Annotated in this window: 24 protein-coding genes; 14 read left to right on the plus strand and 10 right to left on the minus strand. The window is 39.0% G+C overall.

Going from position 1 to position 24,711, the window contains the following annotated elements; all coding sequences use genetic code 11:
* The first annotated feature begins 64 nt into the window (after positions 1–64).
* Genes ACYU0V_RS05795 through ACYU0V_RS05805 form a run of 3 tightly spaced genes read left to right on the plus strand, consistent with a single transcriptional unit; the run spans position 65 to position 2,250 of the window.
* Positions 65–754 carry an ABC transporter permease gene (locus ACYU0V_RS05795; protein WP_005068247.1) on the plus strand — a complete coding sequence of 230 codons (690 nt, stop codon included), beginning with the start codon at positions 65–67 and terminating at the stop codon, positions 752–754.
* A complete protein-coding gene (locus ACYU0V_RS05800) occupies positions 751–1,464 on the plus strand; it encodes an ABC transporter permease (protein ID WP_461849372.1) in 714 nt (237 codons plus the stop codon). The genes ACYU0V_RS05795 and ACYU0V_RS05800 overlap by 4 nt, the downstream gene beginning before the upstream one ends.
* A gap of 9 nt (positions 1,465–1,473) precedes the next feature.
* On the plus strand, positions 1,474–2,250 hold the full coding sequence (locus ACYU0V_RS05805) for an ABC transporter ATP-binding protein (RefSeq protein WP_016145905.1): 777 nt from the start codon (positions 1,474–1,476) through the stop codon (positions 2,248–2,250).
* A 75-nt stretch (positions 2,251–2,325) separates the two neighbouring features.
* On the opposite strand, the gene abeS is transcribed toward ACYU0V_RS05805, so the two are convergent.
* The 4 genes from abeS to ACYU0V_RS05825 all read right to left on the minus strand — a co-directional run bounded on the left by abeS (position 2,326) and on the right by ACYU0V_RS05825 (position 6,051).
* A complete protein-coding gene (gene abeS, locus ACYU0V_RS05810) occupies positions 2,326–2,655 on the minus strand; it encodes a multidrug efflux SMR transporter AbeS (protein WP_104074903.1) in 330 nt (109 codons plus the stop codon).
* 236 nt (positions 2,656–2,891) lie between these two features.
* Complete coding sequence (locus tag ACYU0V_RS05815; protein ID WP_057062033.1) at positions 2,892–3,155, minus strand: YfhL family 4Fe-4S dicluster ferredoxin; 264 nt, start codon at positions 3,153–3,155, stop codon at positions 2,892–2,894.
* A 2-nt stretch (positions 3,156–3,157) separates the two neighbouring features.
* The gene (gene trhP / locus ACYU0V_RS05820; protein WP_461849374.1) at positions 3,158–4,528 is read right to left on the minus strand and encodes a prephenate-dependent tRNA uridine(34) hydroxylase TrhP; all 1,371 of its coding nucleotides are present in this window, start codon (positions 4,526–4,528) and stop codon (positions 3,158–3,160) included.
* Between the two features lie 56 nt (positions 4,529–4,584).
* A complete protein-coding gene (locus tag ACYU0V_RS05825; protein ID WP_461849911.1) occupies positions 4,585–6,051 on the minus strand; it encodes an aminotransferase-like domain-containing protein in 1,467 nt (488 codons plus the stop codon).
* A 229-nt stretch (positions 6,052–6,280) separates the two neighbouring features.
* Here ACYU0V_RS05825 and ACYU0V_RS05830 point away from each other — a divergent pair, with 229 nt between their 5' ends.
* Entirely contained in the window at positions 6,281–7,150 is an 870-nt protein-coding gene (locus tag ACYU0V_RS05830) for a PhzF family phenazine biosynthesis protein (RefSeq protein ID WP_461849376.1), read from the plus strand.
* A 53-nt stretch (positions 7,151–7,203) separates the two neighbouring features.
* Here the strand turns inward: ACYU0V_RS05830 and ACYU0V_RS05835 are convergent, their stop codons facing one another.
* Positions 7,204–7,983, minus strand: a complete 780-nt coding sequence (locus tag ACYU0V_RS05835) for a ferredoxin--NADP reductase (protein WP_002118187.1) — start codon at positions 7,981–7,983, stop codon at positions 7,204–7,206.
* 101 nt (positions 7,984–8,084) lie between these two features.
* On the opposite strand from ACYU0V_RS05835, the gene tsaA reads away from it, so the two are divergent.
* Positions 8,085–8,825 carry a tRNA (N6-threonylcarbamoyladenosine(37)-N6)-methyltransferase TrmO gene (gene tsaA, locus ACYU0V_RS05840; protein WP_005803649.1) on the plus strand — a complete coding sequence of 247 codons (741 nt, stop codon included), beginning with the start codon at positions 8,085–8,087 and terminating at the stop codon, positions 8,823–8,825.
* 5 nt (positions 8,826–8,830) lie between these two features.
* Here the strand turns inward: tsaA and ACYU0V_RS05845 are convergent, their stop codons facing one another.
* Positions 8,831–10,102, minus strand: a complete 1,272-nt coding sequence (locus ACYU0V_RS05845) for an MgtC/SapB family protein (protein WP_461849379.1) — start codon at positions 10,100–10,102, stop codon at positions 8,831–8,833.
* A gap of 255 nt (positions 10,103–10,357) precedes the next feature.
* Between ACYU0V_RS05845 and ACYU0V_RS05850 the strand changes: the two genes are divergently transcribed.
* The 4 genes from ACYU0V_RS05850 to ACYU0V_RS05865 all read left to right on the plus strand — a co-directional run bounded on the left by ACYU0V_RS05850 (position 10,358) and on the right by ACYU0V_RS05865 (position 14,663).
* Positions 10,358–12,115, plus strand: a complete 1,758-nt coding sequence (locus ACYU0V_RS05850) for a type IV pilus assembly ATPase TfpB (protein WP_039758901.1) — start codon at positions 10,358–10,360, stop codon at positions 12,113–12,115.
* 80 nt (positions 12,116–12,195) lie between these two features.
* The gene (locus tag ACYU0V_RS05855; protein WP_206223724.1) at positions 12,196–12,555 is read left to right on the plus strand and encodes a NirD/YgiW/YdeI family stress tolerance protein; all 360 of its coding nucleotides are present in this window, start codon (positions 12,196–12,198) and stop codon (positions 12,553–12,555) included.
* A 108-nt stretch (positions 12,556–12,663) separates the two neighbouring features.
* Entirely contained in the window at positions 12,664–13,326 is a 663-nt protein-coding gene (locus ACYU0V_RS05860; protein WP_014207221.1) for a response regulator transcription factor, read from the plus strand.
* Positions 13,323–14,663 carry an ATP-binding protein gene (locus ACYU0V_RS05865; RefSeq protein ID WP_461849382.1) on the plus strand — a complete coding sequence of 447 codons (1,341 nt, stop codon included), beginning with the start codon at positions 13,323–13,325 and terminating at the stop codon, positions 14,661–14,663. The genes ACYU0V_RS05860 and ACYU0V_RS05865 overlap by 4 nt, the downstream gene beginning before the upstream one ends.
* Positions 14,664–14,735: 72 nt before the next feature.
* Here ACYU0V_RS05865 and hemP read toward each other — a convergent pair whose 3' ends face one another.
* The gene (gene hemP, locus ACYU0V_RS05870; RefSeq protein ID WP_002118129.1) at positions 14,736–14,906 is read right to left on the minus strand and encodes a hemin uptake protein HemP; all 171 of its coding nucleotides are present in this window, start codon (positions 14,904–14,906) and stop codon (positions 14,736–14,738) included.
* Positions 14,907–15,042: 136 nt separating this feature from the next.
* Here hemP and ACYU0V_RS05875 point away from each other — a divergent pair, with 136 nt between their 5' ends.
* Complete coding sequence (locus ACYU0V_RS05875) at positions 15,043–15,939, plus strand: NUDIX domain-containing protein (protein WP_199112969.1); 897 nt, start codon at positions 15,043–15,045, stop codon at positions 15,937–15,939.
* A gap of 25 nt (positions 15,940–15,964) precedes the next feature.
* On the opposite strand, the gene ACYU0V_RS05880 is transcribed toward ACYU0V_RS05875, so the two are convergent.
* Together ACYU0V_RS05880 and mrcB are read right to left on the minus strand one after the other, a co-directional pair.
* Entirely contained in the window at positions 15,965–16,513 is a 549-nt protein-coding gene (locus ACYU0V_RS05880; RefSeq protein ID WP_416659081.1) for a tetratricopeptide repeat protein, read from the minus strand.
* A gap of 21 nt (positions 16,514–16,534) precedes the next feature.
* Positions 16,535–18,931, minus strand: a complete 2,397-nt coding sequence (mrcB, locus tag ACYU0V_RS05885; protein ID WP_104074911.1) for a penicillin-binding protein 1B — start codon at positions 18,929–18,931, stop codon at positions 16,535–16,537.
* A 185-nt stretch (positions 18,932–19,116) separates the two neighbouring features.
* Here mrcB and ACYU0V_RS05890 point away from each other — a divergent pair, with 185 nt between their 5' ends.
* Both ACYU0V_RS05890 and ACYU0V_RS05895 read left to right on the plus strand, forming a co-directional pair.
* Positions 19,117–20,025, plus strand: coding sequence for an NAD(+) kinase (locus tag ACYU0V_RS05890; protein WP_005073476.1), 909 nt, complete (start codon positions 19,117–19,119; stop codon positions 20,023–20,025).
* Positions 20,022–20,294 (plus strand): YeaC family protein, encoded by a 273-nt coding sequence (locus tag ACYU0V_RS05895; RefSeq protein ID WP_002118245.1) that lies wholly within the window; start codon positions 20,022–20,024, stop codon positions 20,292–20,294. The genes ACYU0V_RS05890 and ACYU0V_RS05895 overlap by 4 nt, the downstream gene beginning before the upstream one ends.
* A 200-nt stretch (positions 20,295–20,494) precedes the next feature.
* Here ACYU0V_RS05895 and ACYU0V_RS05900 read toward each other — a convergent pair whose 3' ends face one another.
* Positions 20,495–21,508, minus strand: coding sequence for a glycosyl transferase family protein (locus ACYU0V_RS05900; protein ID WP_461849384.1), 1,014 nt, complete (start codon positions 21,506–21,508; stop codon positions 20,495–20,497).
* A gap of 503 nt (positions 21,509–22,011) precedes the next feature.
* Between ACYU0V_RS05900 and ACYU0V_RS05905 the strand changes: the two genes are divergently transcribed.
* Together ACYU0V_RS05905 and ACYU0V_RS05910 are read left to right on the plus strand one after the other, a co-directional pair.
* Complete coding sequence (locus ACYU0V_RS05905) at positions 22,012–23,370, plus strand: dicarboxylate/amino acid:cation symporter (RefSeq protein ID WP_002118145.1); 1,359 nt, start codon at positions 22,012–22,014, stop codon at positions 23,368–23,370.
* Positions 23,371–23,533: 163 nt separating this feature from the next.
* Positions 23,534–24,679 (plus strand): acyl-CoA dehydrogenase family protein, encoded by a 1,146-nt coding sequence (locus ACYU0V_RS05910; protein ID WP_057084941.1) that lies wholly within the window; start codon positions 23,534–23,536, stop codon positions 24,677–24,679.
* Positions 24,680–24,711 lie beyond the last annotated feature (32 nt).

Raw genomic sequence — 24,711 nt, forward strand, 5'->3', positions numbered from 1 at the left:
GACATTTTTAGATCTATTCTCATCTCATCAATATTAGATATTGTTTTTAAGGAGAAGATGAGTCATGTTTTTTTCTGGCTTTGGGCCACTCCTGCTCAGCGGGACATGGATGACCATACAGCTTGCGTTGTTGTCACTTTTACTTTCTGTGATTATTGGCTTAATTGGTGCGAGCTCAAAACTCTCTAGTATTAAAATTTTACGTTATATAGCAACCGCTTACACTACGCTAATTCGAAGTGTACCTGACTTGGTGATTATGCTGCTATTATTTTATAGCTTGCAGTTGGGTCTCAACCAAATTACTGAAGCACTGCAAATGGACCAAATTGATATCAACCCATTTGTGGCGGGTGTGATTACTTTAGCGTTCATTTATGGTGCATATTTTACCGAGACCTTTCGTGGTGCATTTCAATCGGTTCCAAAAGGCCAAATTGAAGCAGCAATGGCTTATGGTATGTCGCCCTGGCAGGTTTTTCACCGAGTGTTATTCCCTCAAATGATGCGTTTTGCGCTGCCTGGTATTGGTAATAACTGGCAAGTTTTAATTAAGGCGACAGCACTAGTTTCTATTATTGGCCTGACTGACATTGTAAAAATTACTCAAGATGCAGGTAGAAGTACCATGCAACTGTTCTTTTTTAGCATCGTAGCTGCTGCGATCTATTTGGCAATTACCACAGTGTCGAATCTGATTTTAATGTGGCTTGAACGTCGTTATTCTGCTGGTGTAAGGAAGGGACAATTATGATTGAAATCCTTCAACAATATTGGCAGGCATACCTTTGGACCGATGGTTTACAAATGACCGGAGTGGCGATGACTGCTTGGTTATTGGTGCTTTCTATTGGCATTGGTTTTGTTCTCGCTGTGCCCTTATCACTTGCACGTGTATCGGAAAACCTTTGGTTGCGTGGCCCAGTTTGGTTATATACCTATGTTTTCCGTGGCACACCACTTTACATCCAACTGCTGATTATTTATTCAGGTATTTACAGCTTTGATTACATCCATGAACACCAGACTCTTGATGCTTTTTTTCGAGAGGGCATAAATTGCACCATTTTGGCATTCGCGCTCAATACTGGTGCATATACCACTGAAATCTTCGCTGGGGCGATTCGTTCTATTCCACATGGCGAGATTGAGGTTGCACAAGCTTTCGGTATGTCAAAATGGAAACTCTACACACGTATTATCATTCCGTCGATGTTACGCCGTGCTTTGCCATTTTACGGTAACGAAGTCATTTTGATGTTGCATGCGACAACCATTGCATTTACAGCAACTGTTCCAGATATTTTAAAAATTGCGCGTGATGTAAATGCGGCAACTTATGACACTTTCAATGCTTTTGGGATTGCCGCGGTGTTATATGCGATGTTGGCATTTATTTTGATTTGGATATTTCGTAAGTTGGAAAAACGTTGGTTGGCATTTTTAAAGCCATCGAATCATTAGGAGACATAAATGGAACACGTTGCAAAACTAGTGATTCGTGATTTACACAAAACATTTGGCGATCATGAAGTACTGAAAGGAATATCACTTGATGCAAATGCTGGCGATGTGATTAGTATTATTGGTTCATCCGGTTCAGGTAAAAGTACCTTGCTGCGTTGTATCAACTTTTTAGAACAACCGAGCAATGGCACGATTAAGCTCAATGGTGAAAAATTACGCACGGTCTTTGATAAAAAAGGCAATTTAAAAGTGGTTGAACCAAAGCAACTACAAAAAATGCGTACCCAGCTGATGATGGTATTTCAGCACTTTAATTTATGGTCTCACATGACAGTACTGGAAAATGTCATTGAGGGGCCAATCCATGTACTTGGAGTTAAACGTGCTGAAGCGGAAGAACGTGCGCGCAAATATCTACGTAAAGTGGGATTACCTGAAAGCGTTGAAAGTAAATATCCGGCATTTTTATCTGGTGGTCAGCAACAACGTGTAGCAATTGCTCGTGCTTTGGCTATGGAACCGGAAGTTATGTTGTTCGATGAACCAACCAGCGCGCTTGATCCAGAGCTGGTGGGTGAAGTACTAAAAGTAATGCAGGGCTTGGCTGAAGAAGGACGTACCATGATTGTGGTGACACATGAAATGGGCTTTGCACGTCATGTATCTAATCAAGTGATTTTTTTGCATCAAGGAAAAATTGAGGAGCAGGGCCATCCTGATGAAGTACTCAATAACCCGAAAAGTGAGCGTTTAAAGCAATTTTTGACGGGCAGTTTGAAATAAGCTATTCATACCGAGTAAGGTGAAATTTTTTAAACAAGGATTTGCATCTTACTCGGTTGCTTTTTAATTATATTTTTATAAATGGGTATTTTTAGAAAACACATTAATAATGATAATACCTGCAATCATTAAAGTAAGACCAATACAGGCCGCCAAGTCTAAATGCTGTTTGTAAAATATCCAGCCAATTGCAGAAATTAAAATAATACCCGCGCCCGACCAAATGGCATATGCAATTCCGATCGGAATCGTTTTTAGTGTAAGGGACAATAAATAAAAAGCGATCGCATAGCCCACAACTGTAATAATGGATGGAATGGGAACAGTAAAACCTTGAGATGCTTTTAAGGCTGAAGTTGCAACGACTTCACAAGCAATCGCAATTGCTAAATAAAGATAAGACATGGGGAGCTACGCCAGAAAGAGTTTTAATCAATCTATATGAAATGTTGAAATGGTTAGACCAGTTTTAACGATTGTGCAATTTTTGGGGTACAAAAATACCAGTAAAACAAACTGAACTGATCATTTGATTTTATCATTAGCAAAGTGGCTTAAGCTATTTATTCATTTATTTAATCATTGATCTGTATAGTCATTTAAGAGGATCAGCCACCTTAGCCTGATCCTCGATAGACTTTTTAAGAGATAGATTCGCCGAGTATATTTAAATCCTTAAATTTCTCTAGCAGTTGCTCTTTATTTTCAATATGTGCAGGGTCTGGTTTTATGCAATCGATAGGGCAAACCGCCTTACACGTAGGCGCATCATAAAAGCCTACACATTCGGTACAACGGTGTGGATCAATTTCATAAACTTTGTTGCCTTCAAAAATGGCGATGTTCGGGCATTCTGGTAAGCACATATCACAATTGATGCAGTCACTTGTAATCAAAAGCGCCATATTTAACTCGCTGAATAAGCTAAGGTAGAGGCAGTAATGTTTTCCTTAGCATGCGGCAAATTGCGTATGAGTAGGGCATAACTAACATCAACATCTTGTGAAAGTGGAATCTCAACAAAATGCCCCGAACCTTTAGCATCGGTAATTGGGTTACCTTTTAAATCGCGCATTTCGGTTAAAGTAAAGGTGATATTACCTTGAGGCGTCATCAGCTCAAGTGAGTCGCCCACCACAAAACGGTTTTTAACTTCAATGCGAATATAATCGCCGTGACGTTCTAAAACCTCTCCACAAAATTGTTGGTAGTCGAAATGCGATGAACCATCAGCATAGTTTTGATATTCGCTATGCACATGACGTCTCAAAAAGCCTTCGGTATAACCACGGTTTGCCAAACCTTCGAGTTGGTTGATTAAGCTTGGGTCAAATGGTTTGCCTGCTAAAGCATCATCAATAGCTTTTCGATAAATTTGGGCGGTACGGGCACAGTAAAAATAGGATTTAGTACGGCCTTCAATTTTTAGTGAGGCGATGCCCATTTTGGTTAAACGATCTACATGTTGTACCGCACGTAAATCTTTAGAGTTCATAAAATAGGTGCCGTGTTCATCTTCTTCAGCCGCAAACATTTCTTCATCATTGCGTTGTACCAGCAGCGTTTGAGCCGAGGTTGTTTCTAATTGTGCTGATGAACAGCAAGACTTTTCTGATGTATTTAGCTGAGTGACTGGAATCACATCTCCATTTGCATCTTCTTGGGTTTCATGCAGTTTATAGTCCCAACGGCAAGCATTGGTACAAGCACCTTGATTGGCATCACGCTTGTTCATATATCCGGAAAGTAAGCAGCGGCCTGAGTAGGCCATGCATAGAGCACCATGTACAAAAACTTCGAGTTCAATATCGGGTACGTGTTGCTGGATTTCTTCTATTTCTTCTAATGATAACTCACGAGATAAAATGACTCGGCTTAAACCGTAATCTTTCCAAAACTTAACAGTGGCCCAATTAATAGCGTTGGCTTGAACAGATAGATGAATTTGCACTTCTGGAAAATGCTCTCTCACCATCATGATTAAGCCCGGGTCAGACATAATGAGTGCGTCCGGCTGCATGGCTATAATTGGTTCAAGATCACGAATAAAGTTTTTTAATTTGCTGTTATGTGGCTGAATATTCACTACAACATAAAACTTTTTGCCCAAAGCGTGGGCTTCATCAATTCCGATTTTTAAGTTGTCATGATCAAAAGCATTATTACGAACACGTAAGCTATAACGTGGTTGGCCGGCATATACGGCATCTGCACCATAGGCAAAAGCATAGCGCATGTTTTTAAGTGAACCTGCGGGAGAGAGAAGCTCAGTTTTCATAAAATAAAAGGCATAAAAAATATATGGTTTTATTTTATTAACTCCAGATTTGGGATTCAACCTACTGAATTAGTAGGGATTTGATCATTCTCCTTTTGTACGGGCAGCATATTTTTTGCTAGCTCTCCTAAGCGCATCAAAGCATTTAACATTTTGGGATTTAACTCAAAACAAGCTGCTATACGTAAACAATGACTAAAACGTTTATCAGCTGAACACAAAATTCCCGGCATACATAAGATTTTTTCATCCATTGCCTGATGAAACAGTTCTAATGTATCGATAGATTCGGGGAGCTCTAACCATAAAATAAATCCTGCTTGTGGTCGACTGACTCGAGTACCGAGTGGAAAATAACGGCAAATATAAGATTTGATGGTATCGATTTGCTGTTGATAGCGTTTTTTGAGCTGCCGTAAATGTAGATCATATCCGCCATTCTCTAAGAAAAGTCCTAAAGTTTCCGTGAGCAAAGCCGGTTCAGCAACAGTGGTCGTAAATTTAAGTTGCTGCACAATATTACGAAAGCGCCCAGCTTCTAGCCAACCAATTCGATAGTCGGGTGCTACGGTTTTTGTATAGCTACCACACACCAAAACCCATCCATTTTGATCAAACGCCTTAATGTTGGGTAAAAGCGGTTCTGTTAGTTGCAATTCGGCGTACATCGCATCTTCAATGACAGGAACTTGAAACTGATTAGCTAACTCTGCCAAGCGACGACGGTTAGTTTCAGGCATGCTAAAACCGAGAGGATTGTGACCTGTTGGAATGGTTAATATGGCTTGTACACTTTTAGATTTTAAGAGTTCTTCAAGTGCATCTAGGCACATACCTGTATGCGGCGAAGTCGGCACTTCTACGATTTTTCGGCCTAAATTATGAAGAAGCGGGTACAGGTTATGAAAAGTAGGAATCTCAAGAGCAATGCTGTCACCTGCTTGTGTGGTTGCCATAATCGCAAGACTCAAAGCCTCCATTGTGCCGTGAGTCAGCACAATATCATCTGCTGAAAGAAACATACCAAGTTGTAAACTTCGCCTCGCAATTTGTGTACGTAAACGCATAGAGCCGGGCGGTAAAGTATAGTTTTTAAAAATGTCTGGCTGCGTCCGTAAAACTTGAGCAGTTAAGCGTTTTAAGCGTTCAATTGGATAGAAGTTTTCACCTGTAGGACAAGCTAATGCTAAATTGACATAGTCAGGATCCATCTGCTTTTTAACGATTTGTGCTAGAAAACAGCTAATTCCTGAAAGAGATACTTTTTCTTCACTGACATAACGCTCTTCGAGTTCTAATAAGTTTGAAGGAGCATGACAAACATAGTAGCCAGACTGTGGACGAACTGAAATTAAACCTTGATCTTCGAGCTGGCGATAAGCTTCTTTTACGGTATTAATACTAACCTGATAATGCTGGGCACAATCTCGAATTGATGGCAACCGAGAACCAATAGGCTGCCTGCCATTTTGAATTTGCAGGGTGAGGTCATCACTCACTTTTTTATATTTGTACATGTCAATTCATTAAAAAGCCAAAGCAATGGATACACTTTATAGTGATCTTTTATTTAACTCAAATATTGTGATTGCTTTTGATTAGTTCATTTAACGCAAATCTAAACTAAAAAACTGTGTCTATTATTTTTTATCTTAACTGATACTGTGACCATTAAAAATAAATCAGTAAGATCAAGAAATGGTGAGGACTTAAAAACCATATTTTAAATTACAAAATCAGTAGGAGAGGTCTATGTCTGTTGTTGCATTTAAACAAGTTGATGTTTTTACTTCACAAGCATTTAAAGGAAATCCTGTTGCGGTCATTATGGACGCCAGCACCTTAACGTCTGAGCAGATGCAAGCCATTGCGAACTGGACCAATCTTTCTGAAACCACATTTGTACTCCCTGCGACCGATTCACAAGCTGACTATCAGGTTCGAATTTTTACTCCACAAAGTGAGTTGCCATTTGCAGGACATCCTACAATTGGTACTGCCTATGCTTTGCTTGAGGCTGGTCTAATTAAAGCGAAAGAAGGTAAGCTGGTACAGCAGTGCGGTGCTGGTTTGGTGACTCTGACCGTGAGTGAATCAAGTCATATTTCATTTGAACTACCTAAGCCTAAAATTACTCCACTAGATACTATGCATACTGAAAAGTTAGCAGAAATTTTAAAATGTGCAGTTAATACTCAATGGAACGCTGCATTGGTGGATGTAGGGGCGCGCTGGATTGTATTGCAAGCTGTTAATGCTGACGCTGTCCTAGATAGCCAACCAGACTTTGCCGCTTTAAAAGAACATGATTTAGAAATGAAAGTTACGGGTGCGACAGTTTTTGGTTTTCATGAAAATAATGATGAACAAAAACACATAGAAGTCCGTTCATTTGCCCCTTCATGTGGAATAAATGAAGATCCTGTTTGTGGTAGTGGTAATGGTAGCGTAGCTTCATTTATTCGTTATTATGGGATTCTTCCTGCACAAAATGATGTCGTACTTTCTTCACAAGGTGGAGCGGTAGGTCGAGACGGTCGGCTTCAACTTGAATCGTATCAAGATAAAATTTTAGTGGGTGGAACCGCTGTCACCTGTATCGATGGCACAATTAAGTTGTAAAACAGAAATAAAAAACCGAGGACTTTACCTCGGTTTTTTATTTCTAGAAAAAATTATTTTTCTACAAACGCACGTTCAATTACGTAGTCGCCCATTTCACCCATACGAGGTGATTCAACTAAACCGTGTTGGTCAAGTAATGCAGCAACGTCTTTTAAGAATGCAGGGCTACCGCAAAGCATTGCACGGTCAGTTTCACGGTTGAAGCGTGGTAAACCGATTTTTTCAAATAAAGCGCCAGTTTCAATTGCAGTTGTTACACGGCCTTGAGTGTGGAAAGGTTCACGAGTAACAGTAGGGTAGTAAACAAGCTTGTCTTTAATACCTAACTCTTCAAAGAATTCATGGTTTGGTAATTCGTTCAAGATAAGGTCTTGATAAGCTAATTCAGAAATATAGCGTGTACCATGAACAACGATTACTTTTTCAAAGCGTTCGTAAGTTTCTGGATCACGAATAATTGATAAGAATGGAGCAAGACCAGTACCAGAAGATAAAAGGTATAAGTTTTTACCTGGTAAAAGGTCATCATGAACCAAAGTACCTGTTGGTTTTTTAGAAACTAAGATTTCATCACCAACTTGTACTTTTTGCAAAATCGAAGTTAAAGGACCGTCTTGTACTTTAATTGAGAAGAATTCTAACTCTTCTTCGTAGTTTGCACTTGCAATCGAATACGCACGCATTAACGGTTTGCCATTCACTTCAAGTCCGATCATTACGAACTGACCATTTTTAAAACGTAAGCTGGTATCGCGTGTAGTTTTAAAACTGAAAAGAGTGTCATTCCAGTGGTGAACATGAGTAATGCGTTCAACGTTAAAAGCAGCCATTAAAGGTCTCGATCACGATTAAAAGAAAACAGATTGCTATTCTAATCTAATTTCATTCCCGATAAACTGAATATATTTAATTGTGTTTATAAGAAAAAGTGATGATCAATTCTGTCACCTTCCCCATCATTGGCCACATGTGCTCTCCCTATCGTGAAAAATTTGGTATTCCACGCCAGCCCAATTTGGTCAATATTGAGTCTTATATTGACATGGTAGAACCATATAACGACTTGTTAGCATTTGAGGGAATTGAGCAATTTAGTCATCTCTGGTTAGTTTGGCAGTTTCATGACAATAAAAATCAAGGCAGTGCAGATAAGTTCCGTCCACAGGTTCGTCCGCCACGTTTAGGTGGTAATGAAAAAATTGGAGTATTTGCTACACGAAGTATGTATAGACCTTCTCCAATCGGGCTTTCAGTCGTAAAACTTAATAAAGTCGAAAAAGTGGGGAAGTCTGTGCGTGTCTATGTCACTGGAAGTGATTTATTAAATGGCACCCCAATTTTAGATATCAAACCTTATATTCAATATTCTGATGCAATTGCGGAGGCTCAAAGTGGTTATGCGCATGCAGAACCTGAACGAAAGGCAGTTATCTGGAATGAAACTGCGTTAACAGCTCAAAAATATTTTCTTCAAAATAAAGAAATAGATTCGCAATACATTGATGAGCTTGAGCAAGTATTAGCTTTAGATCCTCGGCCTGCCTATCAAGAAGACCCTGAAAGAATCTATAAAATGAAATTTTCAGACTTTGATATTCATTTTAAGGTCGATCAATTTGTAGTTACCGTCATTGATGTGGTGAAGACTAAGACTTCTTCGCTTACACAATAGATATTTTAAAACCAGTGGATGTTGAGCCAAAGTAAAGTAATAAAAATAGTCATATGAATGAGTTGGGCGGGAACGAAAGCAAGGGCATAGCGTAGTCCGCCCGAAATTGCAGAGTTCACACTTTTAGCAAGAGCGTGAACTGCAAAACCTCCTAAAAAGGCAATTAATAAAGGTGTCATATGTGCGCTATCAGGTTCGCCTTGCACAATGACAGCCGCTATAGCTGCATGTATTTCAAATAATGAAGCAAGTAAAGTCCCCGCGATTAATCCCGCATCGCCTAAAGATAGACTTAAACCATAAACACCTGCTTGAATAAGGGTAAGTGTACCCGCAATAATAATGGCTTCTTTTAAGCTGAACATTCTTGAGTCCAGCTCGGGTGAAGTCGTGCTGGGCTCGGCTTTACGTAATAAAATAAAGGCCCATACTGCTAAAACTACTAAGGCAATAAGTGTAGGAAATATGATCAGCTTAAACCAAGCAAAGCTAATACCGATCACAATAATTAAGGTTTGAATCAGTGTTGAAACGCAAGACATCAATGCAGCACCTGCATTTGTTGTTGCATTGGCTTTGCCAGAGCGTACTTCTAAACCTAAACTGGCAATAGTTGCTGTACTAGAAACAAATCCAGAAGCTAAAGAAGAAAGCAATAAAGCATTTTTAGATGACAAAAGTCGCTTTGTTATATGAGCGAGGGCTTGCACAAATAAGATTAAAGTCAGTAATTTTAAAATCACATGTGGATTTAAAACTGGTCCCCAAAAAGGCTTATTAGGTACTAAAGGCAGAGCAATTAATAGTAAGGCAAGTAGAAAAATACCATCACGTAATTCCGATTCAGTAATCCACTGACTGGCAATACCATGCATAGACTGCTTAGCTATTAAGATAGTTGTCATGATCACAGCTAGGCCGGCAGCGAGCGAAATATTCCAAATACAAAGTGCCCCAATGAAATAAGTCATAATAAAGGCGAGTTCGGTGGTCACGCCCGGGTCATTGGGTTGATTTTTGAGGGAAACAATACTAATGGCACCAATGAGTAAGGCACCTACAATTCCAATTTCAATGCCAAATAAAAAACAGACCGCTCCTAATAATGCACTAATGGCAAAAGATCGAAATCCCGCAAAGGTTTTATATTCATGTTTAAGCTTACTTCGTTCTCGTTCTAAACCAATTAACAAGCCACAACCAAGCGCCGCAGCAATGACTGTAATGAATTCTTCAAATGATACTGTTTGTAATGACATTGTCATTGGAAGCTCCATATTACTTCCTCTTTGCTTATTGTTATATGTAGATTTGAATCATTTTAAAATCATGTATTCATGTTCAGTTTATTCTTTTTATTATAGTGAGCATAGTGTCTTTTTTAGACAAAACTATGTAGAAAATATTTCTATAAATATGACCTGTGACACAAAAAAATATTAAGATGAGAATTGGTTTAATTAACTGATGTTAAAGGATATTTAAATATAAAACATCTCTGCTATATTATAAAAATATATTGGGGATAACGCATGAATGCACATGTAGAAATAGATACATATTGGTGTCTAGAACAACTATTACAAGAAGGCCGTATAACAGAACGAGATAAATTACTGGTACAGACAAGTCACCGCCAAAAAGACCAGTTAAAGTGGCACCCATTACAGTGGATAGCACATTTTAATTTAAAAGATCAGCAACACACGCATGCGCATTTGAGTTTAAACCGATTATGTTTATGGTTTGCAGATCGGGTTCAGCTACCTCTATTTGTGATCGATCCATTAAAGGCAGATGTCAGCGCTTTAACGCAGGTCATGTCACAAGAGTTTGCCATTCGTAACCATATTTTAGCTGTTGAAATTCATGCTGACCGAATCGTGATTGGAACAGATCAACCCTTTCAAACAGATTGGCTTAATAATCTTGAACGTAGTCTAGCGCCTAAAAAAATTGAACGGGTACTGCTTAATCCCGAACAGTTACAACGCTATTTGCGCGAATATTATCAGGTAAGTCGCGCGGTAAACTCGGCTCAAAAAGATGCGGCTCATGACCGCGACACTAAAAATGTTGAAGCACTTTTGCAGCTTGGTGATAGTCAAAACCCAGATGCGAATGATCAGCATATTGTGAAATTAGTCGACTGGATTTTACAGTTTGCATTTGAGCAGAGTGCCAGTGACATTCACATGGAACCGCGTAAAGATAATGGTAAAGTCAGGTTTAGGATTGATGGCGTTTTGCACACCATTTATAACATGCCTTCAAATACACTGACCGCCGTGATTTCTCGGATTAAAATTTTAGGACGTTTAAATGTAGCGGAAAAACGTAAACCGCAAGATGGCCGATTAAAAACACGAACACCTAAAGGGCAAGAAACCGAATTACGTTTATCAACCTTACCAACCGCATTTGGTGAAAAACTGGTCATGCGTATTTTCGATCCTGATGTGCTGGTGCGTTCTTTTCAGCAACTAGGTTTTGAAGAGCGTTTATTGCAACAGTGGCAACAATTAACAAAAAATAGCCACGGCATTATTTTAGTCACAGGTCCTACAGGCTCTGGTAAAACGACCACGCTATATTCATCTTTAAAGCAGCTTGCAACCGAGCAGGTCAATGTATGTACCATTGAAGATCCGATTGAAATGCTAGAGCCTAGTTTTAACCAAATGCAGGTCAATAATGCAATTGAATTAGGCTTTGCAGACGGCGTGCGTGCACTGATGCGACAAGACCCTGACATTATTATGATTGGGGAAATTCGTGATCAAGATACAGCGAATATGGCTATTCAGGCAGCATTAACAGGTCATTTGGTTTTATCAACTTTACATACCAATGATGCACCGTCTAGTTTGACTCGGTTGCATGATTTGGGTGTACAGCCATTTCTGACAGCTGCAACAATTTTGGGTGTTCTCGCGCAGCGCTTAGTCCGCCAACTTTGTCCACACTGTAAGAAAAAAACTCACATTAATGAGGATGAGTGGGAACACTTAACCTTTGACTACATTATGGAAATGCCTGAAACGGTTTATCAAGCGGTAGGCTGTGAAGAATGTCGTCATACAGGCTATAAAGGGCGAGTCGGTATTTACGAATTTATGCCGGTCAGTCTTGAGCTTAAACACCTTATTAGTAGTCATGTGACATTAAATGATTTAAGAACTCAAACTAAAAAAGAAGGTATAGAACCTTTAAGAATTGCAGGAGCCCGTAAAGTGATTGAAGGACTTACGACATTAGAAGAGGTCCTGCGGGTTGTGCCATTAAATTAAGTTTTTCTTAAGATTCACCTCATTTATGGTTGATTTAATTGCTTTATCCCAAGAGGGAACCATAAACAGAGGGTAATAATATGAATATGCTTAAAGTAATGTTGATAACTGCTGGTATGACTGCTACTGGCGTAGTTGTGGCGAATACACCAGTGAATCAAGCTGCAATTGCTCCGGCAACTGTCACCACAGTAAAACAGGCATTGACCTCAAAAGATAATACACCGATCAAATTACATGGTCAGGTTGTAAAATCTTTAGGTGATGAAAAATATCAATTCCGTGACAAGACAGGTAACATTACAATTGATGTAGATGATGAACTTTGGCAAGGTCGCCCTATTTCAGCCAATACAAATGTGACTTTAATTGGTGAAGTAGACATTGACTATAAACCTTTAAAACGCGTAGAGATTGACGTAGATCAAGTTCAGTTCTAATGAATAAGGTCTGTAGATCTACTACTTTTAGCCGCATTTAAATCATGCGGCTTTGCTTTTTTTATAAAGGCTTGGCAAGATCAAATCAGGATATAACAGGAAAAATAGATGAGAATTTTGCTTGCAGAAGATGATCGCTCTCAAGCTGAAAGCATTCAATCATGGTTAGAGTTAGACGGTTATCAGGTAGATTGGGTCGAAAGAGGTGATTATGCACTTACGGCAATCGAACAGCATGATTATGACTGTATTTTACTTGATCGGGGGCTGCCTCAACTGGCTGGTGAAAAGGTTTTAACAACGATCCGCCATAAACAAAAAAATGTTCCTGTTATTTTTATCACTGCACGTGACAGCATTCATGATCGGGTAGAGGGGCTAGATTTAGGCGCAAATGATTATTTGGTTAAGCCTTTTAGTTTAGAAGAGTTATCGGCTCGCATCCGCGCTCAATTACGCAAACAAACTTTGAGTCAGCAATCGGTTTTAACATGGGGTGACCTACAACTTGATACACAAGCGAAAGTTGTATTAAGCGCAGGCAAGTCTATCGATTTAACGGCAAAAGAATTCCAAATATTGCGTAAGCTTATGGTGCATCCCGAGCATATTATTACCCGTGATCAATTAGAAGAAGCACTCTATGCATGGGGCGAGGAAATTGAAAGTAACGCAATCGAAGTATTTATTTATCAACTTCGAAAAAAAATCGGAAGCAGCAGTATTAAAACCATACGGGGGCTCGGCTACCGTATGGGAGATGTAAAATGAAATCGAATCGCTCATCTTTGCAGTCGCAACTGGTTAAAACCACGATGTGGAGTAGTATCGTGGTGGGATTACTGGCTTTAAGCTTACTCACCATATTTTCTATCTATCACAACATGTCAGTGCAAGATGAAATCATGGATGAAATTTCAGATACTTTGCTGGTTTCCGATCTTTCTGAACATTCCATGAAACAGTTTGATGAGCTGAGTGATGAATTTGATATTCAGTATGAGTTATTAAACACAGGCCAAGTACTTACTCATTCTCATACCTATCAGCATGAACTTTTTGAACAAGGTAACTTATCAGAAGGTTTTTCGTATTTTTGGTTTGATGGTCAATTATGGCGTAGTCTGACTGCACAACAAGAAGACTCTCAGCTACAAGTTGAAGTTTTTCAACCAATGAGTACGCGTGTTGAAGAAGTACTTAAAGCACTTGCTGGATATAGTGGCCTTATGGTGTTGTTCTGGCTACTGCAATGGGTCATTGTAAGTTGGCGTACCGAGCATCAATTGGCTGCACTAAATTTACTTTCTAGGCGAATTGCTCAAAAAACTGCATCAAATTTAGAGCCAATTCAAGAGCCGGATGTCATTACAGAAATTCAACCTGTTATAGATGCATTAAATCAATTGCTTGCAAGATTACAAAGGGCTCTCGTTGCTGAACAGCGTTTTACTGCGGATGCTTCGCATGAGCTACGTTCTCCATTATCTGCCATACAAATGCGTCTTCAGGTTTTGCAGCGTAAATATCAACATCTTCCAGAACTTCATCAAGATTTTGAACGCATACAAGAAGACGTTTCTAGAAGTACAAAAATACTTGAGAATTTACTTCTTCTGGCCCGCTTAGAACCTAATGAAGCTGAACAGCCTGAACTTCCTAAGACAGTTATCGATTTAAATTACTTACTGGCTAGAGTGATTGAAACTGTAGATTTAGACGCGAAAGCTAAACAGATGTTGATAGAGACCAATACTTTATCGATAGAAACTAAAACATATGCGAATGAAGAATTGCTGTTTATTGCTTTTAGAAATTTATTTGATAACGCCATTCGTTATAGCCCGACACTAGGCTCTATTCATGTTGAGATTAATCAGCATGAACAGCAAATTAAGGTGTCTATTGAAGACACGGGAAATGGAGTAGATGATGAAGTGCTATTACGGTTAGGGCAGCGTTTTTTTCGGGTACTGGGTACTCAGCAGCAAGGTTCTGGGTTAGGAATTTCAATTACTCGAAAAATTATTGAATTGCATAATGGCAAGTTACGTTTTATGCATGCTGAACAAGGTGGTCTGAGGGCAGAGATTATTCTTCCTTCATAAAAAATAGCATGGTTACCCATGCTATCCATTTTTTGTTTTCCCACGAATATTATTGAAACGCGAGTATGTTTTTTATTTAGTTAAAATTAGGCGATTGTTGCGAGTGAGGCGTAAACGATATTCCTCGCCAGCATGCATAATGCGAATTTCACGGCCTAATGCAAAGAGGTTATTAGAATGTAACATTGGTAAGGCGTGAGCTGTGTCATTGTTACGGGTAAATAAGCTAAAAGGTGCGTTCATTTGTTGTGCTCCGTGGTATGTTCTTGAACGATTTAAATGATAATCATTATCGAATAGATCTGTCAATGAGATTTTTAAGATTTTATAAAATGATAAAATTTGCTTACACTTGAGAAAAGTTTTAGAGAGTAAAAAGATGCCCAAACCAATAGTCGATGTCGCTATAGCAATCTTGATCCATCGTGGAAAAATATTAGTTGGATGGCGCGAAGAGCAGCAACATCAAGGTGGAAAGCATGAGTTCCCTGGTGGAAAGGTTGAACAAGGTGAAACACCAGAAGAAGCCTGCCGCCGTGAGATTTATGAAGAGGTGGGTATTGGTTTAAAAGATTGGTATCAGTTTGATTATATTCACCATGAATATGATGACATTATCGTCAACCTTCATTTGTTCCATAGTTATGTACCTGATGAGTTATTAAATCTTATTCACCAGCCATGGGCATGGTACACACGTGATCAGCTACTTCATTTAAACTTCCCTAAAGCCAATAAAAACATCATAAAACGACTCTATTGGCCTCATCTCATCAAAATTAGCAATACGCTTTCAACGGTAGAAAGTAATGATGCTTTATTGTATTGGCGTATCGAAGAATTTGAGCCGCAGTATATAGAGCGATTAACTGCTTTAGATGAAGGGCAACGATCAAATTTAATTGTAAATGTAGATATTTGGCAGCAATTAAGCCCTGATTTACAAAAACAGATTAAAACCGTTCATTTAAAACAATCTCAACTCATGAATTTGCATAAAGGCGATTTAACAGTGGGCGTACGTTATATTGCTGCTTGTCATGATGCCGTTTCTTTAAAGCAAGCTCAGCAGATTGGTTGCGATGCTGTTTTTATTAGTCCTGTAAAACCAACAAAGACTCATCCAGATGCTGTTGTATTAGGTTGGGAACGTTTTAGTGATCTCGCTCAAAATAGCCAGATTCCAGTTTTTGCATTAGGAGGCGTACATCCTGATGATTTAGCCACTGCACAGCAGCATGGTGCATATGGCTTAGCAGGTATTCGTAATTTCTAATAAGAAAATAAAAAAGCATTAAAAGCTAGAGGGCTTTTAATGCTTGTTGTGCTTCTTGAACAGTTTTTTGATTATTGCGTTGTTGCCCAGCTTTTAAGATGACTAACCATAGCTGCTTTTTCATTGGCTGACTTTGGGCAAAACTCAAACCACGTCTTGCTAAAGACTCAGCATTAGAATATTGCTGTTTATGATTTGCCGTAAGCGCAAGAAATAAATAAGTCTCAGCCGCTTGTGGTGCTAAACGCTGTGCTTGAAGTGCGTAGCGCTCTGCCTCTGACCATTGCTGGTTTTTATAAGCCTGCTGTGTTTTTTGCATTAAAACTTTAAATGCAGGTAACTGGCTGCCATCATCCGTAAAATGTTGAGGCTTTTTCTGTTGAGGAACAATCACCTGTAAATTTTTACGTTGAATTTCTGGGTGATCATAAGGCGTAATTTTTACACCTGATGGAGTTTCCGTCTTTTTGACTGGAGGAGTAGGTGTTTTCTCTTTGGAGTCAGAATGATCGGGCAGAGTTGTACAGCCGACCATAAGAACAGCACCAATATAAAAAACACCTTTCTTCAACATATCCTAATTTCCTGTTAACGCTTAGTTGTTATAACTACCACTTGAAATTACTCGTGAGTTGTTTGACAGATCTTGTTCCATCTGGTTTTCACTTTCACGAATATAACTGTCGGTATTATCATCCTGAGAGTCAGGAATTGTGTTATCACTTTGTGGCGTATATGTTGGATCAACTTGATAATAAGGTGCTCCACATGGCGTAGCACGGTGCGGAACCGTATGCGTTAGCATCGGAATATACATAGCACCATCACAAGCTTGAGCAGATAAATCACCCGTTGCACGGTCAATCCACTGCCACTGTACTGTGTCTGGTTGACGTAGATTTACAGGCGTTTGACGTAATTGTTTCATCACATTAATCCATACTGGTAATGCACCAGATGAACCTGTTAATCCAGTCACTTTGTTGTCATCTAAACCTAACCACACTACAGCAACGTGGTTACCTGAGTAACCCGCAAACCATGAGTCACGTGTATCGTTAGTCGTACCTGATTTACCCGCCAATTTTAAAGCTGGAGACAAGCTGTTATAAGCTGCGCGACCAGTACCCGAAGACATGACCTGTTGTAGACCATAATTCATGATATAACCAACAGATGGATCAATGGTTTGTTGAACATTCAGGCCATAACGGTCAAGCAGGCGACCATTCGCATCTACGACAGATCGAATTGCACGAGTCGGATATTTAAAGCCACCTGTAGCAAAGTTCTCATAAATTCCCAGAACCTCCATTGGTGACATATTGACTGCCCCAAGGAAAATAGAAGGGTAGGCAGGAATGGTCGACTCAACACCAAACTTTCTTAGATTATTGGTAAATGTCGATAGACCAAATTCTTGACCCAAGCGCACAGCAGATAGGTTATATGAATTTGCCAAAGCTTCACTCAGGCTGACTACACCATGTCCGCCACCACTGTAGTTTTTAGGTGTCCAACTTTTGCCACCATCTACAGGGACACTAATCGGCGCATCTTCAATTTGGGTTGCCCAGTTGTAACGCCCAGATTCAATAGCACTTAAATAAATCACAGGTTTTAATAAAGAACCGACTTGACGTTTTGCATCTACAGCACGGTTAAAACCAGTAAAGTCTTGTGTAGAACCAACAGCAGCAACAAGCTCGCCGTTTTCTGGATGTGCAATCAGTACAGCACCCTGTAAATTTTTCAAACGTGATGGGTTGCTGTTTGCTAAGCGGTCTACTGAGGCTTTAAACGCATTTTGAACTTGAGTTTGAGTAATTGGGTCTAAAGTCGTAAAAATACGTAAGCCCTGATTAGTTAAATCACTTTCTTGATATTCTGTGCGTAATTGACGACGCACGATATCTAAAAAGTCAGGGAATTTTGCAGGGCCTAAACTTGGCTTACTTAACACATTTAAAGGACGTGCAATTTCATCTTCATATTCTGCTTGAGTTAAATAACCCATTACACGCATGTTATTTAACACGGTATCGCGGCGTTTTTTTGCACCTTCAGGATTTTTCCAAGGATTATATAAAGAAGGGCCTTGCACTAAACCAACTAAATAAGCTTGCTGTGCAACGCTAAGTTCACGTAACGGTAAACCAAAATAAAATTGAGAAGCCAAACCATAGCCATTAATTGAGTAGCTACCATTTTGGCCTAGATTCACTTCATTTAAATAAGCTTCTAAAATTTCATCTTTGCTGTAATGCAGCTCAATGAGTAAAGCCATTAATGCTTCATTAACTTTACGTTTTAAGGTGCGTTCAGGTGTAAGGTAGAAGTTTTTAACTAATTGTTGAGTTAGGGTTGAACCACCTTGACGCTTTCCGCCTGTAATATTACTCACCAATGCACGAGCAGTACCACGAATTGAAATACCGTGATGATGATAGAAATTACGGTCTTCTGTTGAAATTAAAGCTTCAATAAGTGGTTTAGGGACATTATTCAGTTTAATGAGAACACGGTCTTCATTATGTTGAGGGTAGATCCCTCCAATCAGAAGTGGCTCTAGTCGCGCAACACCCGTTGAAGAAGGTTTTGTACTTCTAACTTCAGCAACTTGGTCATTTGCAAAACTTAACTCTAGGACTTGTTCGGGTTCAACACTGTCGCCGTAATCAAAACCACGCGTGTGGATATACATATTGCTACCCTGAGCAACATAGGTTCCAGACTTGTCATAATTACTTGAAGTTTTGTAACCCAAGAGTTTTAATTCTTGAGTGAAATTTGCTTGGGTAATAGGTGCGTTATTATAAATTTCCAAAGGACGTGCAAACACTTTGGCGGGAATATCCCACCGTTGTCCTTCAAATTTTTCACGGATAATATTATCTAAACGAATCAGATAGATACTAAGAGCAATAAAAGCACCAATGACCAAAATGGAAAAGATTAGTGCAAAGAAACCGATACCACGTTCAAACTTCATAAAAATGAGATAAAACCCTAACAATGCCTGTAATGATGCGATAGCTTGTCATCAATTTGCAATGATAAAACTGTGAATAATTGGAAAACTTAGATTGAATTTTACAGCATCTTGTTGTTATGTTTTTTTAAATTAATCAGGTTAATGTTATTATAGCCAAGTATCGCAGCGGAGCTTACTCATTCGTGCAAATTTCACATAAGTCCTTCAGAAACGTCGGGTTAATCGGTCGACCAGATAAATCATCAGTAGTAGAAACACTATGTTTAATTCATGATCATTTGTTGAACCTAGGCTTAAACCCCATTTTTGATCAGGAAACTGCTGAATTAGTGCCTTATGATCATGCACAAATTGTAAGTCGTCATTTATTGGGTGAAGTTGCTGATTTAGTCATAGTTGTTGGAGGTGACGGTTCTTTACTCCACGCTGCTAGAGCTTTAGTTCGCTACAATACGCCTGTTATTGGTATCAACCGTGGGCGGTTGGGTTTTTTAACTGATATCAAACCTTCAGAAGCCATTTTCAAACTTGACCAAGTACTTCAAGGGCATTTCCAGCTCGACCGTCGTTTCTTACTTGAAATGGAAGTACGAACAAATGGTGAAGTCATTTATGACGCGATTGCTTTAAATGATGTGGTTTTGCATTCGGGTAAATCGGTACACATGATTGACTTCGAACTTAATATTGATGGTCAATATGTTTACCGCCAACATAGTGATGGTTTAATTGTTTCGACGCCAACCGGATCAACGGCTTATGCATTGTCAGGTGGTGGCCCAATTTTACATCCAAGTATGGATGCTATTGCATTAGTTCCAATGCATCCCCATACATTGTCATCACGTCCCATCGTAGTCGGTGGTCAAAGCGAAATTAAAATCGTTATTCGCGAAAATCGGGTATTACCAATGGTGAGTGCAGATGGGCAACATAGTGTCTCGCTCAATGTTGGAGACAGTTTACACATCCGTAAACACCCATTTAAACTAAGTTTATTGCATCCACCAGGTTATGATTTCTATATGGCCTGCCGTACCAAACTTGGTTGGAACCAAGATTTTGAATCTTTTCAAAGAGATGAATCATGAATATTGAACAAATGCTATCTGTTTTAAACCCTGAAATTGTAGAGCGTTTAAAAACAGCAGTAGAAATTGGTAAATGGCCAAATGGCGTTGTTTTAACTAAAGAGCAGCGTGAGACTTGTATGCAGGCTGTAATCGCTTGGGAGTTAAAGAACTTACCAGAAGATCAGCGTAGCGGTTATATTGACCGTGGTACAAAAGAAGAAGGCGAAGAGTGTGATGATGATCATCACAAGCATGAGCCAGAGTTTAAACCTATTCGTTTTGTTTAAAACTTAATAAGACAGAAAATTATTTTTGGTTATTCCATACAGCCTTATATAGCATGTTTTTCATAAGTTATAGCATATAGGCTTTTATTACTTTTGAAGGATCAAAAGTAACCAAAAATCCTTTGTATCACTGACGATACTTCCTGTATCCCAGTGATACGGTCGACATCCATGTCGACCTTCACGATAGCATTTGTTAACTACGAATTAAGATTGCTTAAATTTCGTGTATTCCATAACACTTTTGCTTTTTGCATCGCTTCTTCAAAACTAGCAACAACGCCCATCGTATATAGCGCGATTCCGATGGTTTCTGTTACGGCTATTTCTCCATATTCATGGTGCTGTTGACCAAGCCATACTGCTTTAAAAGTTGCTAAATCTAATTCTTCTTCAATTGGGCTTCGTTCAGGTGTGAGCTTTGGCAACTCATGTTCATAGAGCTCACCATTTTTAATACCGCAAATGAGTGTTTTAGCATCTGGGTTTCGTTCAAATTCACCACCTTCGCCTTTAATAACGGCACTATTTTGATAGCCTAAGCGTAATGCGCTATGTTGGTGAGAAGTTCTGTAAGCAGGGTGGAATATTGCTTGTAAGGTAGCCTTAGCGTTAAAAGGATTGATTAAACGGGCCAAAGTATGAATAGGTGAACGCAATCCCATGACATTTCTTAGAGATATCAAATCGCTTAAAACTGGTGAAATCACGTCTAGTGGTAAGTAAGCAAAATTTTGCTCTGCTAATTGTGTACGAACTTCTTGTTCAGAATGACAAATTTGATAACCCAGATATTCTAAGACTTGCTCTGTATAAACACGGTTAAGCGTGTGACCTGACGCACCATGCATAACAATTTTATGGCCATGCTGGGCAAGCGTAAGAGCGGCTAATAAAAACCATGGATAGTGTTTTCGCTTACCTGCATAAGATGACCAATCTAAATCAACATCTAAAGGCTCAAAATGAAGCTGGTCTTTGGTTGCTTGAACGAAACCCGCGAGTTCTTCAATAGATTCTTCTTTAACCCGAAGCAGCATTAAAAATGCGCCTAGCTGTACATCTAACACTTCACCTTTTAAAATCATGGTAAATGCTTGATAAGCTTCTTCATAGCTTAAAGAGCGAGAACCGGTTTTCCCCTTACCTAAAATACGGACATATTGAGCAAAGGGATGTTCAGCATCTTTATAGATATTACGTTTAGTATTCATCGTAGTTCAAAACAATAAAAATGATGGGATGTAGGCAGCTCAAAATGAAATGTCCACAAGTATTTAATCAATATGACATAAAAAGCTGCTGAAAAAATATCAAAAGTGTTTCTTATACTAAAGTCTTAAGGCTACCTGAGTGTTTTTTATGCGTATTAGCTAAAAAATTAATCGAATCGTTATTTAATTCGAGTACACTTTCCCGTGCTTTTTTGAGCACTCATATCATAATTTTATGTGATTCTCCTATATCTTCAGCTTTTTATTGAAAAAGTAAGAGGTTATTTCGAGCTACTCAAAGTGGTTAGAAACTTCAGGTATTCTCCTGTTTTAGAAAACATTGATTTTGTTTTCATTGAGGTAGTAGGAAGGTTTTTTGTTCACAAAAAACCATTTCCCTTTTGCGGTGTTAATGTGAAAGGTTAGGGCTGTGTATTCGTAAAGAATAGACGTTTCATTTTGGTATTTCCAACGGACTTGGAAATATAGATTGAAGTAAAGTTATGGCTAAAAAACCGATTTATAAATCACTTTATTTTCAGGTGATTATTGCGATTATTGCGGGTATCTTGGTAGGACATTTTTCCCCAAGCTCAACGCAAATTGTCAATGGTGTCGAACAGCATATTCCGGGGTTAGGTGAAAAACTCAAGCCATTAGGTGATGCCTTTATTCGTTTGATCAAGATGATCATTGCTCCAGTTATTTTCTGTACCGTGGTAAGCGGTATTGCTGGCATGGAAAGCATGAAGTCAGTCGGAAAAACTGGCGGCGTTGCGTTGTTATACTTTGAAATCGTTTCAACAATTGCACTTCTAATTGGCCTTGTTGTAATTAACATTGCTAAACCGGGTGTAGGGATGAATGTTGACCCTACCACTCTCGATACTTCGGGCATTCAAAAATACGTCAGTTCTGGTGAGTCACAATCTACCATTGATTTCTTAATGCACATCATCCCTGATACGGTGGTTGGTGCATTTGCAAATGGTGAAATCTTACAAGTCCTTCTTTTTGCAATTCTCTTTGGTTTTGCTTTACATAAGTTAGGTGATGCGGGACGTCCAGTTTTAAAATTTATTGATCAAGTTGCACATGTGTTCTTTAACATTGTGAATATGGTCATGAAATTGGCTCCGATTGGTGCATTCGGTGCAATGGCATTCACTATCGGTAAATATGGTGTTGGTTCACTCGTACAATTAGGGCAGCTCATTATCTGCTTCTATATTACGTGCTTACTCTTTATCTTCTTAATTTTGGGTACAATCAGCCGTATTAGCGGATTCAGTATCCTTAAGATGATTCGCCTGATTCGTGAAGAGTTATTAATTGTACTTGGTACATCTTCTTCTGAATCTGTTTTGCCTCGCATGTTACGTAAACTTGAAATTGCAGGTTGTGAAAAATCTGTAGTTGGTTTGGTTATTCCAACAGGTTATTCATTTAACCTTGATGGTACGTCAATTTATTTGACTATGGCCGCAATCTTTATTGCTCAGGCAACAAATACACAGCTTGATATTCAACATCAGATTACTTTGTTGTTGGTACTCTTAATTTCATCTAAGGGTGCTGCGGGTGTAACAGGCTCTGGCTTTATTGTTATGGCTGCAACTTTATCTGCTGTAGGACATATTCCAGTGGCAGGTCTGGCATTGATTTTAGGTATTGACCGTTTCATGTCAGAAGCCCGTGCATTAACTAACCTTGTTGGTAACTCATTAGCAACGATTGTTGTTGCAAAATGGGTCGGTGCTTTAGATAAAGATAAGCTAAATGATGCTTTAAACAATCCAGATGAAGTCGACAGAAAAATGATGGAGCAAAAAACTCCTCAAGTCGCTGAAGGTTTAGATTAATTCAAATAAATCTATATAAAAGAGGAAGCTTTGGCTTCCTTTTTTATTAGCTGACTGAAAAGTACAGTTTTAATGAGCAGCTATGTCATGACAGTAGCTTAAAAAATGATTAGCATGCACAACAATCAGATTAGATAAAACAATAAAGCCGAAGGAAAATATTATGTTGGCATACGATGCAGATTTAGAATTATTCCGTGATAATTTTAAACGTTTTATGAATGATCATATTGCACCGCAATATGATCAATGGGAACGCGAAGGAATTATGCCTCGCTCTGTCTGGAATCAACTAGGCGAAAATGGCTTTTTATGTGTGGATGTTCCAGAAGAATACGGTGGTTATGGCGTGCCAACCTATTATTCACTAATGTTGGTTGAAGAATCTGCACGTGCTGGATTCTGTGCATTATCAACAGCGATTTCTTGCCACTCTGAAATTGCTGCACCGTATATTTTGCACATCGGGACAGAAGAGCAAAAACAATATTGGTTGCCGAAAATGGTAACAGGTGAAGTGGTTGGTGCAATTGGTATGACTGAACCTGGAGCTGGTTCGGATTTACAATCAATGCGTACCAGTGCCATTTTGCAAGATGACCATTATTTGCTAAATGGTTCTAAAACATTTATTTCAAATGGACAACATGCTGATCTTGTGGTGCTTGCAGTAAAAACTGATCCTCAAGCGCGTGCGAAAGGGGTGTCGTTATTATTGGCAGATACTCATCTAGAAGGTTTTAAAAAAGGCACAAATTTAGACAAAATCGGTCTGCATTCCCAAGACACATCTGAGCTATTTTTTGACAATGTTAAGGTTCCTAAAAACCAGTTACTCGGTCAAGCTGGACAAGGTTTTGCTTATTTAATGCAAGAGTTACCGCGAGAACGTACAGCTATTGCATCTACCGCAATTGGCGCTATTCGTGGTGCAATTGATTTGGCAACTGCTTATGTAAAAGAACGTCATGCATTTGGTCAACCTATTTCACAGTTCCAAAATACTCGTTTTGTTTTAGCACAAGCAAAAATTGATGAGCTTGCTACAGCTGCTTTTTACGAGAGAAACGTTGCTCTATATCAAGAAGGTAAACTTGATGTGGAAACTGCTGCAGCGCTTAAAAGCTTCAGCACTGACATGCAAATGAAAGTCGCAGATAACTTGCTGCAACTCTTTGGTGGGTATGGCTATATGACTGAATATCCAATTTCACGTTTCTTTGTAGATGCTCGTATTCAACGTATTTACGGCGGTACAAATGAAATTATGAAAGAAATCGTAGCACGTGGATTAATCGGTAAAGCTTAATAATATCTTTAAAAAAAAGCCTACCTTTGGGT

The sequence above is a fragment of the Acinetobacter sp. X9 genome, assembly GCF_054889255.1.